Annotated in this window: 20 protein-coding genes, 1 tRNA gene and 1 pseudogene; 14 read left to right on the forward strand and 8 right to left on the reverse strand. The window is 39.3% G+C overall.

Translation table 11 applies throughout. The features are described 5' to 3' along the window. Positions 1 to 81: 81 nt before the first annotated feature. The gene (locus PSE83_RS08140; RefSeq protein WP_096864216.1) at positions 82 to 1,818 is read right to left on the reverse strand and encodes an AAA family ATPase; all 1,737 of its coding nucleotides are present in this window, start codon (positions 1,816 to 1,818) and stop codon (positions 82 to 84) included. Between the two features lie 208 nt (positions 1,819 to 2,026). Beyond that, positions 2,027 to 2,203 carry a GhoT/OrtT family toxin gene (locus tag PSE83_RS08145; protein WP_071585857.1) on the reverse strand — a complete coding sequence of 59 codons (177 nt, stop codon included), beginning with the start codon at positions 2,201 to 2,203 and terminating at the stop codon, positions 2,027 to 2,029. A gap of 173 nt (positions 2,204 to 2,376) precedes the next feature. On the opposite strand from PSE83_RS08145, the gene matP reads away from it, so the two are divergent. After that, positions 2,377 to 2,844: a macrodomain Ter protein MatP gene (gene matP / locus PSE83_RS08150; RefSeq protein ID WP_153673626.1), complete on the forward strand. Its 468-nt coding sequence runs from the start codon at positions 2,377 to 2,379 to the stop codon at positions 2,842 to 2,844. A 171-nt stretch (positions 2,845 to 3,015) separates the two neighbouring features. Here matP and ompA read toward each other — a convergent pair whose 3' ends face one another. Next, on the reverse strand, positions 3,016 to 4,107 hold the full coding sequence (gene ompA / locus PSE83_RS08155) for a porin OmpA (protein WP_004256113.1): 1,092 nt from the start codon (positions 4,105 to 4,107) through the stop codon (positions 3,016 to 3,018). A gap of 355 nt (positions 4,108 to 4,462) precedes the next feature. Beyond that, positions 4,463 to 4,984 (reverse strand): SOS-induced cell division inhibitor SulA, encoded by a 522-nt coding sequence (sulA, locus tag PSE83_RS08160; RefSeq protein ID WP_036957904.1) that lies wholly within the window; start codon positions 4,982 to 4,984, stop codon positions 4,463 to 4,465. Positions 4,985 to 5,215: 231 nt separating this feature from the next. On the opposite strand from sulA, the gene PSE83_RS08165 reads away from it, so the two are divergent. Then, on the forward strand, positions 5,216 to 5,830 hold the full coding sequence (locus PSE83_RS08165) for a TfoX/Sxy family DNA transformation protein (protein WP_004256109.1): 615 nt from the start codon (positions 5,216 to 5,218) through the stop codon (positions 5,828 to 5,830). Positions 5,831 to 5,925: 95 nt separating this feature from the next. On the opposite strand, the gene yccS is transcribed toward PSE83_RS08165, so the two are convergent. Further along, positions 5,926 to 8,076, reverse strand: a complete 2,151-nt coding sequence (gene yccS, locus PSE83_RS08170; protein WP_172767335.1) for a YccS family putative transporter — start codon at positions 8,074 to 8,076, stop codon at positions 5,926 to 5,928. A gap of 122 nt (positions 8,077 to 8,198) precedes the next feature. Between yccS and helD the strand changes: the two genes are divergently transcribed. After that, positions 8,199 to 10,250, forward strand: a complete 2,052-nt coding sequence (gene helD / locus PSE83_RS08175; protein ID WP_110591469.1) for a DNA helicase IV — start codon at positions 8,199 to 8,201, stop codon at positions 10,248 to 10,250. Positions 10,251 to 10,306: 56 nt separating this feature from the next. Here helD and PSE83_RS08180 read toward each other — a convergent pair whose 3' ends face one another. Then, positions 10,307 to 10,765 carry a methylglyoxal synthase gene (locus PSE83_RS08180; protein WP_004256102.1) on the reverse strand — a complete coding sequence of 153 codons (459 nt, stop codon included), beginning with the start codon at positions 10,763 to 10,765 and terminating at the stop codon, positions 10,307 to 10,309. A gap of 114 nt (positions 10,766 to 10,879) precedes the next feature. Between PSE83_RS08180 and PSE83_RS08185 the strand changes: the two genes are divergently transcribed. Further along, on the forward strand, positions 10,880 to 11,293 hold the full coding sequence (locus PSE83_RS08185) for a CoA-binding protein (protein WP_004256099.1): 414 nt from the start codon (positions 10,880 to 10,882) through the stop codon (positions 11,291 to 11,293). Between the two features lie 83 nt (positions 11,294 to 11,376). Here the strand turns inward: PSE83_RS08185 and hspQ are convergent, their stop codons facing one another. Beyond that, positions 11,377 to 11,697, reverse strand: coding sequence for a heat shock protein HspQ (gene hspQ, locus PSE83_RS08190; RefSeq protein WP_004256095.1), 321 nt, complete (start codon positions 11,695 to 11,697; stop codon positions 11,377 to 11,379). Between the two features lie 220 nt (positions 11,698 to 11,917). Here hspQ and PSE83_RS08195 point away from each other — a divergent pair, with 220 nt between their 5' ends. After that, positions 11,918 to 12,196: an acylphosphatase gene (locus tag PSE83_RS08195; RefSeq protein ID WP_272660798.1), complete on the forward strand. Its 279-nt coding sequence runs from the start codon at positions 11,918 to 11,920 to the stop codon at positions 12,194 to 12,196. Between the two features lie 7 nt (positions 12,197 to 12,203). On the opposite strand, the gene PSE83_RS08200 is transcribed toward PSE83_RS08195, so the two are convergent. Continuing rightward, positions 12,204 to 12,533 carry a TusE/DsrC/DsvC family sulfur relay protein gene (locus PSE83_RS08200; protein ID WP_004256090.1) on the reverse strand — a complete coding sequence of 110 codons (330 nt, stop codon included), beginning with the start codon at positions 12,531 to 12,533 and terminating at the stop codon, positions 12,204 to 12,206. Between the two features lie 182 nt (positions 12,534 to 12,715). Here PSE83_RS08200 and PSE83_RS08205 point away from each other — a divergent pair. From PSE83_RS08205 to PSE83_RS08245, 9 genes and pseudogenes are all read left to right on the forward strand, one after another. Next, positions 12,716 to 12,803: transfer RNA gene (locus tag PSE83_RS08205), tRNA-Ser, on the forward strand. Positions 12,804 to 12,955: 152 nt separating this feature from the next. Then, positions 12,956 to 13,147 (forward strand): annotated as a pseudogene (locus PSE83_RS08210) (IS3 family transposase); the annotation flags it as partial. Positions 13,148 to 14,113: 966 nt separating this feature from the next. After that, a complete protein-coding gene (locus PSE83_RS08215; protein WP_004256087.1) occupies positions 14,114 to 15,358 on the forward strand; it encodes an ammonium transporter in 1,245 nt (414 codons plus the stop codon). A 103-nt stretch (positions 15,359 to 15,461) separates the two neighbouring features. Further along, complete coding sequence (locus tag PSE83_RS08220) at positions 15,462 to 17,051, forward strand: ABC transporter substrate-binding protein (protein WP_004256085.1); 1,590 nt, start codon at positions 15,462 to 15,464, stop codon at positions 17,049 to 17,051. Beyond that, entirely contained in the window at positions 17,051 to 18,019 is a 969-nt protein-coding gene (locus tag PSE83_RS08225; protein WP_164565373.1) for an ABC transporter permease, read from the forward strand. Before PSE83_RS08220 ends, PSE83_RS08225 begins: the two co-directional genes overlap by 1 nt. Beyond that, entirely contained in the window at positions 18,016 to 18,822 is an 807-nt protein-coding gene (locus tag PSE83_RS08230) for an ABC transporter permease (RefSeq protein ID WP_004256081.1), read from the forward strand. The genes PSE83_RS08225 and PSE83_RS08230 overlap by 4 nt, the downstream gene beginning before the upstream one ends. Next, on the forward strand, positions 18,822 to 19,607 hold the full coding sequence (locus tag PSE83_RS08235) for an ATP-binding cassette domain-containing protein (RefSeq protein WP_004256080.1): 786 nt from the start codon (positions 18,822 to 18,824) through the stop codon (positions 19,605 to 19,607). Before PSE83_RS08230 ends, PSE83_RS08235 begins: the two co-directional genes overlap by 1 nt. Positions 19,608 to 19,812: 205 nt before the next feature. Continuing rightward, positions 19,813 to 20,115 (forward strand): urease subunit gamma, encoded by a 303-nt coding sequence (locus tag PSE83_RS08240; RefSeq protein WP_004256079.1) that lies wholly within the window; start codon positions 19,813 to 19,815, stop codon positions 20,113 to 20,115. 18 nt (positions 20,116 to 20,133) lie between these two features. Beyond that, positions 20,134 to 20,559 carry an urease subunit beta gene (locus tag PSE83_RS08245; RefSeq protein ID WP_004256072.1) on the forward strand — a complete coding sequence of 142 codons (426 nt, stop codon included), beginning with the start codon at positions 20,134 to 20,136 and terminating at the stop codon, positions 20,557 to 20,559. Positions 20,560 to 20,580: the final 21 nt, after the last annotated feature.

Below are 20,580 nucleotides of genomic sequence, written 5' to 3' on the forward strand. Positions count from 1 at the left end.
TTTATTATGTGTAGGGCTACAGGATAGCTTACACTTGTACGCTGAACAACTCCGATCTGCTATTTTTTACGCAATCTTTACTTAACTCATCCATTTTAAGAACCAAGGAAGTCTAGCCTTATCCGGTGAATTTGCTTGATTAATGCGTTCTTGAATTAAAGCTAACAGGTGTACATTTTCCTCTTCAGCTTGCTGTTCAAAGTAAGGTTGTTTAGTGAGTAAAGTAATGGCTTGGGCGACATGTTCAACGGGCCAAATATGGAATTGGCCTTCTTTTACGGCTTCAACGACAGCAGATTTGGTGCATAAATGGCGGACATTTGCCATTGGGATGATGACACCTTGGTTGCCAGTTAACCCGCGTTTTTCACAGATATCAAAGAAACCTTCAATTTTCTCATTCACCCCACCAATAGGTTGGACATAGCCAAATTGGTCAACCGCACCAGTGATAGCAATTTGCTGGTCAATAGGCTGTAGTGCTAATGCACTAATTAAAGCGCACAGCTCTGCGAGTGATGCGCTATCACCATCAACTTCACCATAAGATTGCTCAAAGACGATAGAGGCTGAGAAAGGTTGAGGTTGCTCTAATTTAAGCTCGTAATTTAAATAGGCTTGCATGATCATCATGCCTTTGGCATGGATATTACCACCTAACTCTGCTTTGCGTTCTACGTCAGTGAATTCGCCATCACCTAAATGGGCGACACAGGTAATTCGAGAAGGTTCACCAATAGCGTCAGGGTGCCCCGGGTATTGCAAAACAGATAAACCATTAACTTGGCCGATAACTTCGCCTTCGGTTTTAACAAAGATCTGTTCTTGCAAAATATCATCTTGAGTACGTTCTGCTAGGAAACTATGGCGCCATTGGCGATTTTCGTTAGCTTGGTTAAATGACTCTTTAGTGAGCAAATGGTTGACATGGTAATGGCTGGCATCTACAAGGGAGCGAACTAACCAAAGATTATCAAGAGGAAGATTAAATTTATCCTCACAGTAACGTACAGCTTGTTGGATAAAAGGAAGCCACCCATCCGGAGAAATATTCGGTAATTTATTGGAATCAATAATGGATTTAATATAACGCATCCATAAGGTCAATTGTTCTTCATCTTCGAAGAACATAACAGGCTCATATTCGCCATAAATAGCGCAGCTAAATAACTCTGGTGATGTAAATTCAAATTCTTCTAGAGCGAGTCGGTCACCAACAATTATGACTTTAAGTTCTAAAGGCTGTGGCTCAATTTCAATGGGTAAAGGTTGATTATCCGAATAAGGCAGCCATTCAAGCTGTTGACGGTTAACCATATTTTTTAGGCGAGCCCACATTAAAGGTTGATTAATTAATGTGCTAGCAGCGATAACTAATATGCCACCATTGATTTGGTGAAGTAAGCCTGGGACTAAATTCAAGGAAGGGGTAACATAGCCAAATAATTGTTCGGGTTCTATCCAATTACGGTAAGCGATTTTATCACGAGAAGAAAAACGGCTTGTAACACCATTTTCCCACTGGAAAACGCGGTTATCTTCAGATAATTGATAGTCACCATCAATAGTATTTATCTCTGCCAGTAATGGGGTAATTGCATTAGCATAAAGGCTAAGATATGTCTCACTTTCATCAGACTTGATAAACATAAAGCGCGTTTGGGCAAATTCATCAACAAAATGTTGTATGCCATCAGATAGCCTAGGCTGAATGTCTGATAAAATTGCAGGGGTCAACGTTTCTGAAGATACAAATTTCGTCTGAAATGACGATAAGTTAGGAATTAGGCCTTGCCATGTTAGTTCTTGACTGATCACTATAATTATCTGCTATTAATAGAGTTATAAATAAAATGCCTGCCAGTAAGCTGGGCGTATATGCCTGAAAAAGGTTTATTTAATAAATTTGCTAAATAGCATTGTTTGTTTTATAAACAAATTTCAGGCTAATTCATTACCCAATGGGCAAGCTTGTTATATTAGCCTTTGATAGGCAATCTTGCAGCAATAATTGTTGAATTATCGACTAGAATAACGAAAACATAAATACAATGGGTAGTGTCATTGGCCAAGTTAAGCCAATAAGTATGGCGCTCAGTAGGCGCATAAAAAAGTTTGGATCTTTTGTTACGAGTAGGGTAAATAGCATTGCGCATACACCGCCAATCCCATAGATGACGAGTATGTATTCAAATGTGGACATGCAGTTTTATTAATTTGTTAACAGATAGGGGCGGATTGTACACTATTTTTACAAGGTAGGCTTACCTTCTTTATTGAAAAAGTGAATATTCCACTAAATCGAATATCTGCATGAGTATTTTGTTTATAATCTTGCTAATATAAAAATAGGTTCAATTTTCTTCAGGAAAAATTATGAAATATCAGCAGCTTGAAAATCTTGAATGTGGCTGGAAATGGGAATACCTCGTCAATAAAGCAAGAGGTGGCGAAGCAATTACCCGCTATATAGAAAGAAGCGCAGAAAAAGAAGCCATAGACTTGCTGCTAAAAATGGAAAATAGACCGGTTGATGTACTAAAGTGGATCACTCAGCATATGAATCCAGAGCTTGATAACCGAATGAAACAGAGTATTCGGGCGAGGCGTAAGCGTCATTTCAATGCCGAGCATCCACATACACGTAAGAAATCAATAGATTTAAATTTTTCAGTATGGCAGCGTTTGTCTAATCTTGCTGTGAAGCGTAATAAAACGTTGTCTGAAACTATTATTCAGTTGATTGAAGATGCGGAACACAAAGATAAATATGAAAGCCAAATGAGCTCATTAAAACAAGATTTGCAAGCGATCCTTGGAACACCAAAGGGAAAAGATAATTAAAGAAGATCTGTGAGGATCAGTGCTGGTAATTCAAGCTATATGACATGATTGCGGGAAGTTTAATTTTAAAAGTGAATTTTTGTATCGTGCCTATTATTTTTAGTAATAAAAAACCCCAATATTAATTGGGGTTTTTGTATTTCAGTTCGAAATTCAAACTAGGGCTAAGAATTAAGCACCTGGCTGAGTTACAACTTCAGTTGTACCTTGGATTTCGATTTCAACGCGACGGTCTGGCGCTAAACACTCGATCAGAGCTGCACGGCCTTTAACGTTGTCACATTTGTTACCAGTTACTGGATCTTCTTTACCACGGCCTTCTGCAGCGATTGCGCTAGCTGGAACGCCTTTAGATACTAAGTAGTCAACTACTGACTGAGCACGTTTCTGTGACAGAGGCAGGTTGTAGTTTTGTGAACCGATACGGTCAGTGAAACCAACTACCAGTACGCGACCTTGAGTTGGGTCGATGCTGCTCAGTTCGTTGTACAGTTCATTCAGAGCTTGCTGACCTTCTGGTTTCAGAGATGCTTTGTTGAAGTTAAACAGAACGTCTGAACGCAGTGTGAAACGTTTGTTTTCAACAACTGGAGCTGCTGGCTCAACAACTGGAGCTGGAGCAACAACTGGAGCATCAGCTTGACCGAAACGGTATGCAACACCAACGCTCAGCATGCCGTTGTCTGGACGAGTACCGATGTTGTCTTTATCACCTAAGTTGCTAACCCACTGGTAGTCTAAACGAGTAGCCCACTCTGGAGTGATTGCATACTCAAGACCTAATGCGTATACAGGTGCAACGCCAGTGTCAGTTTCTTTGAAACGTTGGCCATTTTGGTGAGCTTTAGCTTCTGTACGGTAAACCATACCACCTAAACGCGTGTAAACATCTAAGTCATCCATGATTGGATAGCTTAATTTGGTAGTTAATGAAACACCCATAGATTTCAGGTCACCGCTGTTACCAGCGCCTTTGTATTTCATTTTACCGAACCAATCATAGCCAAGCTCGAAGCCTAAGTATTGGTTATATTGGTAACCAGCGTAGGCACCTGCACCGATTGTGTCACGGTCAGTGCTGTTACCAACAGTGCCCCAACCTGCATAGTCTGTACCAGTTTTTGCTGGATTCAGGCTAGTGTCTTCATAGTGAGACCAACCTAATTTAGCACCGGTATACCAAGTGTTATCTTTTGGAGCTGCTTGTGCAACGGTTGCAAAAGCTGCTACTGCCACTGCTACTGCGATAGCTGTTTTTTTCATTTTTACGCCTCGTTATCATCCAATATTGGCTTGGCTTCGCTGAGCCTTATTATATGCCATTGGTTTAATTTACTTGCTAGGTTTCGCAGACATTATCTACAAAAAAATAATAAAAGTAAAAAAATAATGCCATAAGCCGAACAAGCTAAAGTCTACAACGAACTTAAAAAGATACAAGTAGAGTGAGCAATAATCGTTAAAAAAAGTATTTTTTTAGTGTATAAATCAGAGAGATATGTATATTTTCTGTAATGATTATTTTTTATCTATCTGATTGATCTACAATACATTTAATTTAACTTTAGAGGAAAATATTTCTAAAGGTTAAATTTAGTAAGAAAATTCTTAATCTTGGCTAGTGGTAATGATTTGAATGAATTTTTAAGTGGTTTGGCTGTCCTGCTAGTGTATTAATCATATTAAACGTTTTCTGTGGGCGCATAATTAAACCGATAGAACGGCCTTCTTGAGCTGCGTATTGCAAGCGAACAAAATCTTGCTCGCTTATTTCAGGTAGCCACCCTAAAACCACACTGTAATTACCACTTCTTAGTGCTTTTTCCATGGCGCCAATCGTAGTGATATCTTCCATATGGTTTAATTGCATAACCTTATGAGTTGGTATTCCTGATTGTTCTAACCAGTGCTTACTGAGTTTCTTATTAGGGCTTAACCAGAGTAACCAGCGTGATTGAACCCCAAACTGGCGAAGCATTGGCAACAAAATGTAATCCATAATAGGGTGTTTTTCATCGTAAACAAGCTCGCTCACCATACCTTGTTGCATAGAGCTGTTAGTAAGCCCTGTCGCAGGGATTGATTGTGCGTAATTATTAAGAGAATGTTCTGTTGAGTTGTTCCAAGAATAGATGCTCATAATTTACCTCGTTACAATGCTGTATGAACATACAGTAACTGTATATCCATCCAATATCAAGACTATTTTTTCAAAGCGCTTCGCAACTTTGTTGTTTTTTTCTGCATTCTTCTTGGCATTTTTTATGGAAGCTCTCAAAATTAGTTATGCGTAATTATCTGTAAAAAAAGAAGTTATAAAATTATTTTTCTCAAGGATGAAAATTGAGCATACCCAAAAAGGAGTTTGGTAATGTTGTTAGAAGAAGAAAAAATTTTTTATTTATCTCGTTTGTTAAGTCAGTTTGGCGAGCTAAAACGCAAAAATCATTTTGGTGGATTTTGTCTATTAGTCGATGATGCCATTGTAGGATTGGTACTCGACGGTTGTTTTTATTTGCGTGGCTGCTTAGTGGCAAGAAGTCACTTTGAAGCGTCAGGGTTCAATCGGTTAGTTTATAGTAAAAAAGGCATTCCATTGGAAATGCGCTACTATCTACTTTCGGAACAAGTTTGGCATGACGAGCCCTTGTTTCTCCAATATATTGAGTTGGCGTACCGTTCAGCTATCGAGGAATTAAAACAAAAGCAATCAATGACTATGCGCATAAAAGATTTGCCTAATATGAATATGTCGGTTGAGCGCGCACTAGGGAAAATCGGAGTATCGCATGTTGATGAGCTGCGTATGATGGGGGCAAAGGCTTGTTTTATGAAGCTAAAAAAACATGGTAGGAATAACCCAAGTATTAAGTTACTCATTGGCTTAGCCGCTGCAATAGAAGGGTGTCATAGTGCTGTTTTACCCAAGGATATCAAACAAGAGTTAATTGCTTGGTATAATAGTTTTGAGTTGACATCAGCCTAAACCTGCGGAAAGCGACTGTTATTATAATTAATATTACATTACGCGATATGAAATGGGCGGGTATTTAGGATTTTAATACCCGCTCATCGGTATATTTATGACGCACTAATGGTTCGAATTATCTGTTTTATCTCAGGGATTAATTCGAGTAATAACTTAGTTTGTTCCATGATAAGTAACGTTTTTTCGTCATCACTAGTTGAAATGTTATCTATTCGGTTTAATAAACTATGGCGAAGCTCATCTGATTTTTTATCAATAACTAGTGGGTCAATGGTGGTGATTTGTAACGACGATTCAACATAGCAAATTGCGTCGTTGAGTAATGAAAGGTTACCTTCATTTTGCATTTTTTCACGATGTGCGCCTAATGCAGAAATATAACTGAGTAAGGTATGGTTTAAGCAGAGTAGGCGAAAAGCTTGTTCTTGGGTGATTCGATAAGACTTAGGGTCAGAAGCCATATTGGACACAATAGAAGCGAACTCTGCATCATTATTATGTGCATCTCTACGTGCAATTCGGTACTCAAGGCGGTTGTCTTTACCTTGGTAGTATTGTTGTAAAATAGCATCTAAATAGCGGCAGTTGCTGTCCATAGTTTTTTGAATAACTTGGGGAAGTTGGCGGAACTTCCAGTCTGGCCAAATAAAACTCACTGCAAGTAATGCAATAAAACAACCAATTAAAGTGTCAATGATCCGTGGAAGTGCAACATCAAACCCCTCGCCCAGTAGGTTAAAACAAAACAAAACGAGAAGTGTGATAAATAATGTTGCTTGGGCATATTGGCTACTGCGAAACATAAAAAACAGTAAACCAGAAATAACGATTAGCGTAAGTTGCCCTTCCATTGAAGGGATTAAATTCAGCAAAGGTAAGCCAATAAGAATACCAACAATAGTTCCTATTATGCGAAGGGCTAAGCGCCGTTTAGTGGCACTGTAGTTTGGTTGGCATACAAATAAACTCGTGAGTAATATCCAATATCCTCTTTCCATATCAAATAGTTGTATGATGATATAGCCAGTACAAAGGAGAATTGACATTCTTACTGCATGGCGAAATAAAGAGGATTTTGGTGTTAAATGGTGCTTAACTCGCGAAATAATATCACTAATACCTGATAACGATTCGTCAGATAACTGTTCTATTTGCTTATTATTTTGCTGCCATGAACTCTGCTCAAGGCTTAGGCCTTTCAGTTGGACGTCAATTCCTTTTAAGTTTTTAAGTAAGTTATATAGGGCCTTAATTTCATGAAGCTCAGGCGATTGCTGTTTTAGTAGCTGTAGCGATTTTTCAATGTAAGTGAAAGTACGCTCAAAACGAGGGTTATGTTGGTATTGTTTACGCCATAAAACAGATTGAGCAACTTGCTGGCAGGCTCTCGCTTGCATAGTTAATAGGCGTTGGAAACGAAATAAAATATCACAATGACGTAAAGTACGGCTAAGTTGTTGATATTGAATATGAGATGAGCTTGCTCGCTCGTGAATATCTTGGGCAACAAAATAGTATTGTAGCGAATTTCGGGTACCTTTTTGCCCCCGGTCTCCTTTTAACCGGCTCAGTAATGCAATTTTTGCTTGGTTCATGGTACTGACCAAATGACTGTTTACTAATGCTAAATCATAAACTGAGCGTTGGTAGTCATCTTCTAAGTCAGGGTCAAATAAGTTGGCTTTTGCATCTAGATAAGCTGAAAGTTGCTGATAGCATTGGGTAATTGCATCTTGTAATGGCCTAACAGGAAATAAGATATGCCCAATCAAGGTTAAAATATTATACCAAATTGCCCCTGTGAGTAATAATGCGGGTTGTTGGTACCAAGTATCAAAAATGGGTACGCCGAGCATGGTATAAATGGCAATTAACAGCGCACCAAATGCGATGGTTGCGTATCGCTGCCCTAAAGCGCCAAGAAGAATAAAGCCACAGGTAGAAAATGCGAGGCCAAAAAAGAAAAATAAAGGATAGGGAAAAAGTAGTTCAATAGAAACTGATGCAATAAAAAAACAAAAAAGTGTAATAATTAAATTTTTTATTCTGCCAGTTAGCCTATCATCTAAGTCAGTTAGTGCTGCAGCAACCACACCCAATGTCAGTGGGATGGTGATTTTAGGCTCTTGGTTTAACAACCACGGCACTAAGGTTGCGCCTGTCAGGGCTATAAATATTCGGATATAATATAAAAAATGGCTGTTATATAGCACACGACGATAACTGGTAAGCAGTGTTAACACAAAGTACCTCAAAGGTAAGACAAGCCCTAATCTATATAGGATAGCTTGTTTGCAAGGAATAAAAAACCGTTTGGAATCAAGCCAACCGTATTTTGTCATTGATTTTCTCAGGTGCAGGACGTATGGAACTGAAATCAACACAGATTGGACAGCGTCTGGCTCAGCATCCCTACAATCGGGTTCGCTTACTCAACGCAGGTATTGAAGTGAGTGGTGAAAACCACCAATATCTTATCCCATTTAATGAACTTATCGATCTTCGTTGTAAGAGAGGGATTGTTTGGGGGGAGTTAGAATTTGAAATTGTGAATGAACAAGTTGTTCGTTTACATGGTACTGAATGGAAGCAAACTCAGCGCTTTTACCATTATTTGAATGAAAAATGGCAACAATGGAGCACTGAAATGAGTCAAGTCAGTGCTAGTGTATTGACTGAATTAGTTAATTCGATTGAACAATTGACACAACAAGACAGGTGGCTAACATTACGTCATCTATCTGAAATAAAAGATAAAATATCACAAAGCTTTTCGTCTCTGCCTATGCCTTTGGCGCGCATTTCATTATATGAAAATTGTGCAGCACAATATCACGAGTGTCTGAATTGGCTGAATAGCGGTCAAGAATGCCGAAAACAAATTAACGATCACTGGTGTGAGTCTGTATTAGTTCGTTATCACGATTTTTTCCAGCAAGTAGAAACATCACCACTCAATTATTCACAGTCCTTATCTGTGATTAATGGTGAGGATAATGTATTAGTACTGGCGGGGGCTGGAAGTGGTAAAACATCAGTCCTAGTTGCAAGAGCGGGTTGGCTAATCTTGCGAGGTTTGGCAAAACCAGAACAAATTCTTTTGTTGGCTTTTGGCCGTAAAGCTGCAGATGAAATGAATGGGCGTATTCACTCGCGTTTACAACAAGATATTGAAGCTAAAACTTTCCATGCGCTTGCTCTACATATTATTCGTGAAGGTAGCAAAAAATCGCCAGTGATTAGCGAGTTAGAAACAGACACTCAAAAACGACAAACACTGTTATTAAACGAATGGCGAGAACAATGTTCAGCAAAGAAAGCGCAGGCAAAAGGATGGCGAGAATGGCTTTCTGAAGAGTTGCAATGGGAAATTCCAGACGGTGAATTCTGGAAAGACGAAAAAATTAGCACTAAAGTCACTGCCCGTTTAGACCGTTGGCTAAGCTTAATGCGTATGCATGGCGGTAGCCAGAAGGACATGATTGATAATACGTCGGAAGAAATAAGAGATCTTTTTCAAAAACGTATTCGTTTAATGGCGCCGCTATTGAAAGTATGGAAAAGCGCTTTGAAAGATGAAGGTGCAATTGATTTTTCTGGATTAATTCATCAAGCCATTAATATTTTAGAAAAAGGGCGTTTTATTAGCCCATGGAAACATATTTTAGTTGATGAGTTTCAAGATATTTCACCTCTCAGGGCGAAGTTACTGCAAGCACTACGTCAGCAGAATAAGCAAACCACATTATTTGCGGTTGGAGATGATTGGCAAGCCATTTACCGGTTTAGTGGTGCAGAATTAGACTTAACGACATCGTTTGAACATAACTTTGGTATTGGGGAACTTTGCGCTTTAGACACGACTTATCGTTTTAACCAACGCATTGGTGAGGTTGCAAATCAGTTTATTTTACAAAACCCTATGCAGTTAGATAAGCCATTGAATAGTTTAACTAAAGGGAATAAAAAATCTGTTATTCTTCTTTATGAAGATGCCTTGGAACGCTTATTGGATAAAATGAGTGGTTATGTCCTTGATGATGAAACGATATTAGTACTAGCCCGCTACCATTATTTAAAACCTAATATTTTAGATAAAGCCAAAACTCGTTGGCCAAAATTAAATATTCAGTTTATGACTATTCATGCCTCAAAAGGGCAGCAAGCAGATCATGTGATAATTTGTGGTCTGAATAGCGGAAAGGATGGTTTCCCTGCTCCTGCGCGCGAATCAGTTATTGAGCAAGCATTATTGCCTAAGCCCGAAGATTTTGACCATGCAGAAGAAAGGCGTTTGCTATATGTCGCATTAACACGGGCTAAGCAGCAAGTTTGGTTGCTTTATCACCCAGAAAAACCGTCAGAATTTGTCGATGAACTCAAGCAATTGGGCGTTCCAAAACAAAAGAAACCTTAAAGCTATATTATGATCTATTAAGTGCCAGAATACTCTGGCGCTTAATAGAGATAGAATTAGTTAGTTCGTTTGGTTAAATAGCTTTCGTAATCAGGAATAACGACGTCTATCGTATTATCAAAATAGGGTGAGGTGATTAAAAAATCAGCGGTTGCAGAGTTGGTTGCGACAGGAATATTCCAAACGGTGGCTAAACGTAGTAGTGCTTTAACATCTGGGTCATGAGGCACGGCATTAAGAGGGTCCCAGAAGAAAATTAATAGGTCAATTTTTTGCTCCGCAATCATTGAGCCTATTTGTTGGTCTCCCCCCATTGGGCCACTTAGCATACTCGTAACAGGCAACCCAGTGTGCTGGTGGATTAAATTGCCTGTAGTTCCTGTTGCGTATAAATTGTGAGCTTGAAGCCGTTCATTATTTTTCTTAGTCCAAGATAATAATGAAGGTTTACAGTGGTCATGGGCAACCAAAGCAATATTTTTTGAGGCTGTAATTTTACGGGTAGTTGATTCCATGATGTTCCCTTAAATAAGATGCGAGATAGACATCTTTAAAAATTGAATGAGCAAAGATATACAACATATATCATAATGCTAATGAATAGTTTATAGGTTTTGGGAGATATTTTGATGAGAGATCAAGAAATTGCTGAAATTTTAAAGCGTGTCCGGACAATCGCTTTAGTGGGAGCGAGTGATAAGGCAAATAGGCCGAGTTATGAAGTCATGGAATATCTTTTACATCAAGGCTATACCGTTATTCCTGTCAGCCCTAAATTGGCAGGTCAAACCTTGTTAGGGCAGCTAGTATACGAAAAGCTTAGTGATATACCTGGGCCTATTGATATGGTCGATGTGTTTCGTAATGCAGAAGCTGCGGTAGGAGTGGCCAGAGAAGCCGTGGAAATTAAAGCTAAAGTTTTGTGGTTACAAAAAGGAGTGATTAGCGAAGAAGCACAGCAAATCGCTTTGCAGGCTGGTTTACAGTTTGTTATGGATAAATGCCCAAAACAAGAAATACCCGCTTTAGGTCTTGAAAAATAAAGTATTTCTAGCGTTAAAAAGTAAAGCAGCTAGTGAGCTGCTTTACGGTTGCGTTCATAAATAACAATATAGATATTTGAAGGTTAGTTGCGAAGGCGAGGAGCTTGCAACTGAGACCTTATGGATTCCGCTAGTTCATCCATTGATGGTTGTTCTGGATGGTCTTCTACGGTTTCATAAGTAATTTGAGCTTCAGCCAAATATGTATGAACTGCATCCCCATTGTCATCTTCCATAACAACATGATACCAAGGTAGATCGCGTAGTGTGCTGTTAGCGGCAATATCATCATCATGTGGTTGTTCGAGCGAATACTCAGCGTCAACATCTACAACGACGCCTAAGTAGCCGAGAAGTTTGTGCCTAACTTGTTGCCCGATTCCATATTTACTGGTGATCATCATAGCGACCTCCTAAAAGCCTTGCTTATACTTCAAACTATATATGGGCAGTGCTACGCGTTTTCAAGCTAATATATGGACAATTATTAATAACGCAATACACTGTCTTTATACGCAACTATGAAAAGCAGTGCCTCATTTAGCAGATTATCTGTTCAATGAATAAAAAACAACTGTTAAAAAGAAGGTATCAATACATTATGCTCTGACAACGGAGGCTCACATGACTGCATCAGGTCGATATTTTTATATTTATGGTCGTGTTCAAGGGGTTGGGTTTCGTTACCAAACCTATCATTGGGCTAATCAGAACGGCATAAAAGGTTTTGTGTGTAACCGAGATGATGGCAGTGTTAAGCTAGCCATTTACGGAACAGAGCAAGATATTGAATTTGTTGATGAGTGGCTAAAAGCTGGGGGACCACCGGGAGCAAAAGTAGACCATTTTTTCACAGAAAACTGGAAGACCGAGCCAATAGCGGACTTTAGTGTCCGCTATTAGTGAAAAATTAAATACATTTCACCGGTTTTGGCAGGCCAGCAAGTTTAGTGGCTTGCTTAGCTGGCCCTTTTGGAAATAGCCGGTATAGATAGCGGCTATTGCCTTTTTCTTCGCCAAATTGTTGAGAAACTGCTTTAACCAACATGCGAATAGCAGGTGAGGTATTAAATTCCAAATAGAAGTTCCTGACGAAACGGATAATCTCTAGGTGTTCATTGGTAATTTCAATATCTTCTTGCTGCGCTAGCAAAGGAATTAATTCTTCGCTCCATTGTTGGCTATCAAGCAGGTAACCTTGCGCGTCTGTTTCTATCTCTTGATTATTAAAAACCAACATACTCTTTTCAACTCAAATAAAATTAGAACGTAAATTTAGCAAAAATCGAGATATAACCCAAGTAAAGTCGTTAGAATGTCGATATTTTCACCCAACAGTATGAAAGGCGTATATTTTTAAAGCGAATGATCAAATTAGGGGTTTACATCCAATGAGAGGATGTTTATAGTGCACGTCATTGCGGAGGGGTGGCCGAGCGGCTGAAGGCAGCGGTCTTGAAAACCGCCGATGGGAAACCATCCGAGAGTTCGAATCTCTCCTCCTCCGCCATCTTCACTTCTAGCAACATTTTCTAAAGTCTTCCAATCCCCTTAAGTTATAAAAATAAGCAATCAAGTATTTCAACTAAATCCCATTATCCCAATATCTACTAACGTCTATTGAAAACTCTCCCCTTTAGGTGGCACATATAGGGGTACATCAATGCGGTGATGGAAAAAATTTTTAGGAGTTTAAAGACAGAAAGACTCAATCATTTATCGTTTATGAATCATCAATCTGTTATCGATGAGGTTGAAAATTACGTTTAGTTTTACAATTACTATCGATGCCTTTCAAAGATTGGTTATTTAACACCACATCAAAAATATTATGAACTCAAAGATTCCGCTTAGATCTTCTACTGAATTTGTTGATCATTTCAACGATCATAATGATGGAACAATGGTATTTCTGAATGTCGTTTTTTAATGCATAGAGCAACGATTTCTTCACCGTCTTCATTCTCATGTTGTCATCTAAATGATAACCCAAATTTTTTATGAATAAGCATCTGTAATTAAACTTAAATCAGTATTGCCTTCATGAGTTTATAAATAGGTAATATAAGCGACACAAGATTGTATTGGTTGCGTGGGAGTAAATCCTGACTTAATTAAATTTGGATGCTGATGAAAGCAATGATGATTTAATGTTGTTAGATGATAATTTCGTTTAGTTGGCACCAATAATCGATGTTTTTTAAATAAAGAAAATAATCGTTCACGTCCAATAATTAATTGTTTTTGTTTGAAAATAAAGTGCAACTACGAACACTTAATAGAGGCATGAAAAATGCGCTCTGATTTCACTGAATAGACAATAATATCATCTGACTTCTCTTTTTATCAGATGTATCTTGTCGTTTGTAATAGGCTTGACGGCAGATCCTCATAAAGTGACAAACTGTGGTGATTGTGAGTTTTTTAATCATTTTTTCTTTAATAACACCGCGTTGCGCTTGTTTGATAAGCGAACTCAAAATCTCTATACATGTGCCACTCTGAACCTCGGCGGCGTTTAGTCTTAAAGAGCTAATTTAAATTTTAACACTTCATCAGTGTTAAAATTTAATCTACCAGTACTATTTATTATTGACTATTTTATATTAAATTTTTAACGTTAAAATGAATAATCCATTATTTTTATTTTGGTTAATAATTCTATTGATTATCTCACTGAATGTTATATTATGAAAAAAGATAACTATGTGATTGAACTGTAAATATATAAATCAATTATTAAACTGCTATAAATATGAAATAATCATTTCCTATTTCGATATTCTAAATATGAATACATTCATTGGAGAGTATTAATTAATGAATAATATACTTGCAGTATTGGATGTCCCAAATACAGCATTTATGCTGCTTTGTACAAGTCTTGTTATGCTAATGACTCCTGGACTTGCTTTTTTCTATGGTGGATTAGTCTCTCGTAAAAGTGTTATTACCATTATGTCCCAGAGTTTCTTTTCTATGGGATGGGTGGCAATTATTTGGTTCGTGGTTGGTTATTCATTATCGTTCGGTCCCTCGATTAATGGGATTGTCGGCGACCCATTTTATTATGCATTCTTGAATAACATAAGCCCTCAAACGATGTATACCGGTAATGATGGCGGCTTACCAATACTGGTTCATTTTGGATATCAAATGATGTTTGCGATTATTACCCCAGCCTTGATTACAGGAGCTTTCGCAAATAGAGTTAATTTCCCTGCTTATCTCATCTTTTTAACCTTATGGACATTATTTGTCTATGCACCGTTCGTTCATATGGTTTGGAGCCCAGATGGCATTTTTGCTAAGTGGGGAGTTGTTGATTTTGCGGGTGGTATTGTCGTTCACGCAACAGCCGGTTTCGCTGCAATAGCTTCAGCGTTATATGTAGGTAAAAGAGTCGTTAAGTCAGATGGTACTCATAATATTCCTTATATTGCACTTGGCGCGGCTTTATTGTGGTTTGGTTGGTATGGTTTTAACGCTGGGTCTGAACTGCAAGTCAACACCGTAACCGTTTCGGCATTTATTACTACTGATATTGCGGCTGCATTTGCGGCAATTACTTGGTTTATTATTGAACGCTTGCATACAGGCAAACCTAAACTTGTCGGCTTTTTAACAGGGGCAGTAGCCGGTTTAGCCACTATTACACCTGCTTCAGGTTATGTTTCAATTGGTTCTGCGGCAATTATCGGGGTTATTGCCAGTATCGTCTGTTATACCTGTGTTTTCTTAGTCCGACGCCATTTAGACGATGCATTAGATGTATTCGGTGTGCATGGTGTTGGTGGTATTACAGGCTCGATTTTAGTCGGTGTATTTGCATCAACGGTTTGGAATGCGAAAGGGCCAGCAGGGTTAATTGAAGGAAACGGGATGCAAATTGTGAAGCAAACTGTGGCCGTTGTCTTTACCAGTATTTGGTCCTTTGTCTTTACAATCTTAATTCTTTGGATAATCAATAAATTTACGCCAGTCAGAGTTGACCAAAGTGCTGTTGGTGACAATTTAGATACCGTTGAATTTGATGAAGACGCATATCGAGAAAAAGCAGATTAGTTATCAAATATATTATTTCTTGCAGTTTATCCTAATTGGTGGGTTTATTTGAACTACCGGTTGGGATAGCTGCTAAATACAGCTGGTAATTTAGGATGGGTATATGAAAAAGAAGATAGCAATAGCTATTCAGGCTATTTGTTTTATGGGGCTATCGATGGGGGCAAATGCTGCGACCGATACACAGCAACCACAAACTTTGCGTCTAGCGATTGGTTCTGAGCCAACTGAAGGGTTTGACCCGATGTTAGGCTGGAGCCACGGCAGCTATTTACTTTTACATAGTCCATTATTAAAACAAAAAGCTGATTTATCTTGGCATAGCTATATGCTTGAAAAATATGAGCATTCAGATGATGGTAAAGAGTGGACGTTAAAATTAAAAGACGGACTAAAATTTTCCGATGGCTCCCCATTAACCGCAAAAGATGTTGTTTTTACCTATAACAACGCCGCCGCAAGTGGTGGAAAAGTCGATATGGGGAACTTTGCTAAAGCAGAGGAAATCAACCCATCTACTGTTAGAATGACTTTATCTGCTCCGCAAAGTACCTTTATTAACGTATTAGGTTCATTAGGGATTGTTTCTGCGGATAAATATGATGCGAAAAAATACGCCCATAATCCTATCGGAGCAGGTCCCTATCGCTTAGTGAACTTCCAACCAGGTCAGCAATTAATTGTTGAAAGAAACCCATTTTATGCGGGGCCTAAAAACGATTTCGATAAAATGGTTTTTGTTTTCTTGAATGAAGATGGTGCTTTTGCTGCCGCTCAAAGTGGTGAATTAGATATTGTTCGTATTCCTGCTGCCGTGGCGAGTAATGCGAAAGATGTGAAAAGCATGAGATTGATTGAGCGCCACAGTGTTGAAAACCGAGGAATTTCCTTCCCAATTCCACCTGCGGGAGAGAAAAATGCGTCAGGCGACCCAATTGGTAACGACATTACTTCCGATGTTGCTATTCGCAAAGCGATCAACTACGCCATTGACCGTAAGCTATTAGCAGACGCGGTATTAGAAGGTTTTGCGATCCCTGCATATACTGGCGTTGAAGGCCTACCTTGGAATAACCCTCAATCTTCATTTAAAGATGGGGATGTCGAAAAAGCGAAAACTATACTTGAAGATGCTGGCTGGAAGCTGAATAAAGACGGCTTAAGAGAAAAAGATGGCAAAGTGGCGAAACTGACGCTTTGGTACGCCAGTGGGGATAGCACTCGTCGTGATTTAGCTCAAGCCGTAAGGGCTAGCTTAAAGCCAATTGGTATTGAGATGGATTTAAAATCAGGCAGCTGGGAAACCGTGGAAAAGTACATGCATGCCAACCCAACATTATTTGGGTGGGGGAGTCTTGACCCAATGGAGCTTGTTCATAACTACAGCAGCAAAGCCGCTGGTGTGGGGTTCTATAACGCGGGTTACTACAAAAATCCAGCAGTCGATAAGGTGATAGAAGAAGCACTTCGTCAGCCAGACCAAGATGCGGCAATTCCATTTTGGCAGAAAGTGGATTGGGATGGCAAAACAGGAACAGGTATCCAAGGTGACGCCGCTTGGGCTTGGTTAATGAACGTACAACATCTTTATTTATTGAATAACTGTGTTGAGCTAGGTAAGGGGGCACCTGAAATTCATGGTTCATGGTCAGTATTGAATAATGTGGATGATTGGGCGTGGACTTGTAAATAATGCGGACAACCATCGGGCTTTTATTGCGGTTTGTCTGTTTATTATTAGTGACAGCATTTGGGGTTTTTATTCTCCTAAGCTATTCACCAATAGACCCAATTAAAGCCTACATTGGCAATGATTTAATGCATGTTTCCCCCGAGCAATATCCATTGATTGCAGCTCGTTGGGGGCTTGATCAGCCATTATGGATGCAGTTCTGGCATTGGTTTTCTCAGTTATTACAAGGTGATATGGGGTACTCCATGCTCTATAACACCCCTGTTTCACAGGTGATTGCTGATAGGTTAGCGCCTTCATTAGCTTTGTTATTATCGGCATGGCTATTTTCTGGGGCGATGGGTTTTTGTTTGGGGTTGGTAGCCGGGCGTTACCTAAATAGATGGCCGGATAAAGTCATTTCAACACTGTCTTATTTATTGGCTTCAATTCCTGTTTTTTGGGTTGGCTTACTTTTATTGTCACTTTTTGCTGTTTCATTACAGTGGGCGCCAATTTGTTGCGCTTGGCCGATAGGCTTAGATGAACAAACATCAACATTGTCACAAAAAGTGCATCATCTTGTGTTACCTGTAGTGGCTTTAGGGATGTTAGGTATTGGTAATATAGCTCTGCATACTCGTTCGAAAGTTGCTGAGGTGATGAACAGCGAGTTTATCCACTATGCGAAAGCACAAGGGGATAAAGGGTGGCCAATGGTCAGCTTTCATGTAGTAAAACATGCGGTTACACCCGCAATATGTTTACAGTTTGCCTCAATGGGAGAATTGCTCAGTGGCGCATTGCTAGCAGAAAAGGTGTTTGCTTACCCAGGCTTAGGACAAGCAACCATTGATGCGGGTTTGCGGGGTGACATCCCTTTATTAATGGGGATTGTGATGTTATGTGCGGTAGTGATTTTCTTTAGTAACAGTATTTCTGACATGATGCTCAAGAGCGTGAATAAAGGGGTACTCCGAGAGCCATGACTTATAACCCAAATAAGGCTTTAATTAAGTTAGTTATATCCTTGTTGTGCTTATTCGCTTTAGGGGCTTATGCAGCATGGCTTTCCCAAACTGATGTAGAAGTGAATTTACTCGACCGTCGACAAGCGCCATCGTGGATACATTTATTTGGTACTGATAATTTAGGTCGAGACTTGTGGGACAGAGTATTCCAAGGAATAGCGACCAGCTTACAAATTGGCACCATCGCAGCCGTATCGAGCGGAGCGATAGCACTCGTGATGGCAAGTTTATCCTCATTTAGTAAGACGATGGATTATGTTATACGTGGATGTATTGATTCGTTATTAGCACTACCTCACTTGTTATTGCTGATATTGATTTGCTTTACATTAGGTGGTGGCAAAGTGGGTGTAATTTGGGCGGTTGCGTTGACACATTGGCCAAAGTTGACGTTGATCTTACGTTCCGAGTTGCTCCGAGTGCAGCAAACAGATTACATCATGTTATCGAAACGGATTGGAAATAGTGCGCTCTATCGATGCCGGTATGACTATTTACCGATGATCCTTTCACAATGGTTGGTGGGGACATTATTGATGTTCCCACATGCGATATTACACAGTGCAGCACTGAGTTTTTTGGGTTTTGGTTTGTCTCCACATGAAGCATCGTTAGGTATTTTGCTTTCCGATGCCTTGCGTTACTTGAGCACAGGAGCATGGTGGTTAGCCATGTTTCCGGGCATCGCATTAGTTGGTTTAGTGCTGTTATTCGATCAATTTGCTAAAGCAGTACAACAATTATGGTTGAGGAGCGATTGATGCTAAGTTTTGATAACCTTACGATTGATGTAGCGAAATTTCGCTGGCTAGGCAAAAAACAGTGGTCTCCGCTTTTACAAGATATTTCATTGGATGTGGCTCCAGGTGAAATGGTTGCATTGGTAGGAGGAAGCGGGGAAGGGAAAAGTTTACTACTGCAAAGCAGTTTAGGTTTGTTACCTGAAAATATGCGTTGCCGTGGTGATATTGTGTTAAATGGAAGTCAGTTAACAGAAAAGTCAAAACAGCAATATCGCGGCAATTCATTGTGCTATATCCCTCAAGGAGTTAGCGCATTAAACCCTCTCATTAAGATAGGGCCTCAACTTGAACGTGCCGCTGTCTTAAGTGGGCAGCATATTCAAATGCACGACGTCGCGTTGCACTTACAACAATATAATTTACAAGCAGATTTAATCCATAGTTATCCCAATAAGCTTTCCGGGGGAATGGCAAAACGAGTTCTGGCTTGTAGCGCGACACTTTCCCAAGCTGAATATATTCTTGCGGATGAAATTTCATCTTGGCTAGACGATGAACATGCGATGCAACTTCTACAACATATCAAGTCTCTTTGCTTTGATGGTAAAGGTGTTTTGTGGGTTACTCACGACCTTGCAATGGCTGTTCGTTTCGCTGATCGCATTGCGTTATTACGTAATGGTGTTTTAGAAGAAGTACTCAGTAGTGAAAGATTAAAGCAAGGCGGAGGCGGGAAATGGTTTCAATCTCTATGGAATTCTTTGCCTGAACAACAATTTATGAATTGGACTAATACTATTTAAAAATTAAACATAAGGAATAGCCAATGTATATCCAGTCTTATTTTGATTAATTAAATTGGAATGTTTATTGGTTAGAGTTTTATTTAATTTGTCGTTATTAGATGTTTAACTCAATTTATATTTTATAAACAAAGCGAGTATTAGCTCGGAAAATGATTATTTATCAATATTAACAATGTTAAGTTTTATCAATTGAGGAGGCGTTATGCAATTAACCCCAAGAGAAATTGAAAAATTGATGGTTTATACACTCGCAGATGTGGCTGAAAAACGCCGTGCACGTGGTGTGAAATTAAATTATCCAGAAGCTGTTGCCATTATTACAGTCACGGCACTTGAAGGGGCGCGTGATGGTAAAACTGTTGAAGATGTAATGAAAGAAGCGGCGACTGTTTTAACAAAAAAAGACGTTATGGATGGCGTAGGGGACTTAATTCCAAATGTGCAGGTTGAAGCGATTTTTACTGATGGTACTCGCTTAGTGACAGTCCACAATCCGATTAAATAAATGAAGGAGAGGTGAATCATGAGTAATTCAAAAGCAGACATTAAAGTTCCGACTCCTTTAGGTGGTGTTATTTTTGCTGATGAGCCTATTGAGTTCAACGTCGGTAAACCTGAAACAAAAATTAAAGTTCGTAATACGGGTGACAGACCAGTGCAAATTGGTTCCCACTTCCATTTTTTTGAAGTTAACCATGCATTAGAGTTCGACCGTGCAGCGGCTTACGGTAAGCGTTTAAATATTGCCTCTACAACGGCAATTCGTTTTGAGCCAGGTGATGAAGTTGAAGTTTCACTGATCCCTTACGGCGGAAAACAAAGTGTATATGGGTTTAATAACCTTGTTGATGGTTGGGCGGGTGATAACGTTGCCGCTACTGAACGTCCTGCTAAAGCAATCGCCTTAAATAAAGCAATTGCTCGTGGTTTTAAGCATAAGGAACAGTAAGCGCGTTAGATGTCAGTAATG

It is taken from the genome of Providencia sp. PROV150, assembly GCF_028481025.1.
Classification (GTDB): domain Bacteria; phylum Pseudomonadota; class Gammaproteobacteria; order Enterobacterales; family Enterobacteriaceae; genus Providencia; species Providencia hangzhouensis.

Coding starts and splice junctions, on each gene's coding strand:
- matP (WP_153673626.1), top strand. CDS start 2,377: ATGAAATATCAGCAGCTTGAAAATCTTGAATGTGGCTGGAAATGGGAA.
- PSE83_RS08165 (WP_004256109.1), top strand. CDS start 5,216: ATGTTGTTAGAAGAAGAAAAAATTTTTTATTTATCTCGTTTGTTAAGT.
- PSE83_RS08245 (WP_004256072.1), top strand. CDS start 20,134: ATGAGTAATTCAAAAGCAGACATTAAAGTTCCGACTCCTTTAGGTGGT.
- PSE83_RS08230 (WP_004256081.1), top strand. CDS start 18,016: ATGACTTATAACCCAAATAAGGCTTTAATTAAGTTAGTTATATCCTTG.
- PSE83_RS08235 (WP_004256080.1), top strand. CDS start 18,822: ATGCTAAGTTTTGATAACCTTACGATTGATGTAGCGAAATTTCGCTGG.
- PSE83_RS08200 (WP_004256090.1), bottom strand. CDS start 12,533: ATGTTGGTTTTTAATAATCAAGAGATAGAAACAGACGCGCAAGGTTAC.
- sulA (WP_036957904.1), bottom strand. CDS start 4,984: ATGAGCATCTATTCTTGGAACAACTCAACAGAACATTCTCTTAATAAT.
- PSE83_RS08240 (WP_004256079.1), top strand. CDS start 19,813: ATGCAATTAACCCCAAGAGAAATTGAAAAATTGATGGTTTATACACTC.
- PSE83_RS08215 (WP_004256087.1), top strand. CDS start 14,114: ATGAATAATATACTTGCAGTATTGGATGTCCCAAATACAGCATTTATG.
- PSE83_RS08220 (WP_004256085.1), top strand. CDS start 15,462: ATGAAAAAGAAGATAGCAATAGCTATTCAGGCTATTTGTTTTATGGGG.
- helD (WP_110591469.1), top strand. CDS start 8,199: ATGGAACTGAAATCAACACAGATTGGACAGCGTCTGGCTCAGCATCCC.
- PSE83_RS08180 (WP_004256102.1), bottom strand. CDS start 10,765: ATGGAATCAACTACCCGTAAAATTACAGCCTCAAAAAATATTGCTTTG.
- PSE83_RS08185 (WP_004256099.1), top strand. CDS start 10,880: ATGAGAGATCAAGAAATTGCTGAAATTTTAAAGCGTGTCCGGACAATC.
- hspQ (WP_004256095.1), bottom strand. CDS start 11,697: ATGATGATCACCAGTAAATATGGAATCGGGCAACAAGTTAGGCACAAA.
- ompA (WP_004256113.1), bottom strand. CDS start 4,107: ATGAAAAAAACAGCTATCGCAGTAGCAGTGGCAGTAGCAGCTTTTGCA.
- PSE83_RS08225 (WP_164565373.1), top strand. CDS start 17,051: ATGCGGACAACCATCGGGCTTTTATTGCGGTTTGTCTGTTTATTATTA.
- PSE83_RS08145 (WP_071585857.1), bottom strand. CDS start 2,203: ATGTCCACATTTGAATACATACTCGTCATCTATGGGATTGGCGGTGTA.
- PSE83_RS08195 (WP_272660798.1), top strand. CDS start 11,918: ATGACTGCATCAGGTCGATATTTTTATATTTATGGTCGTGTTCAAGGG.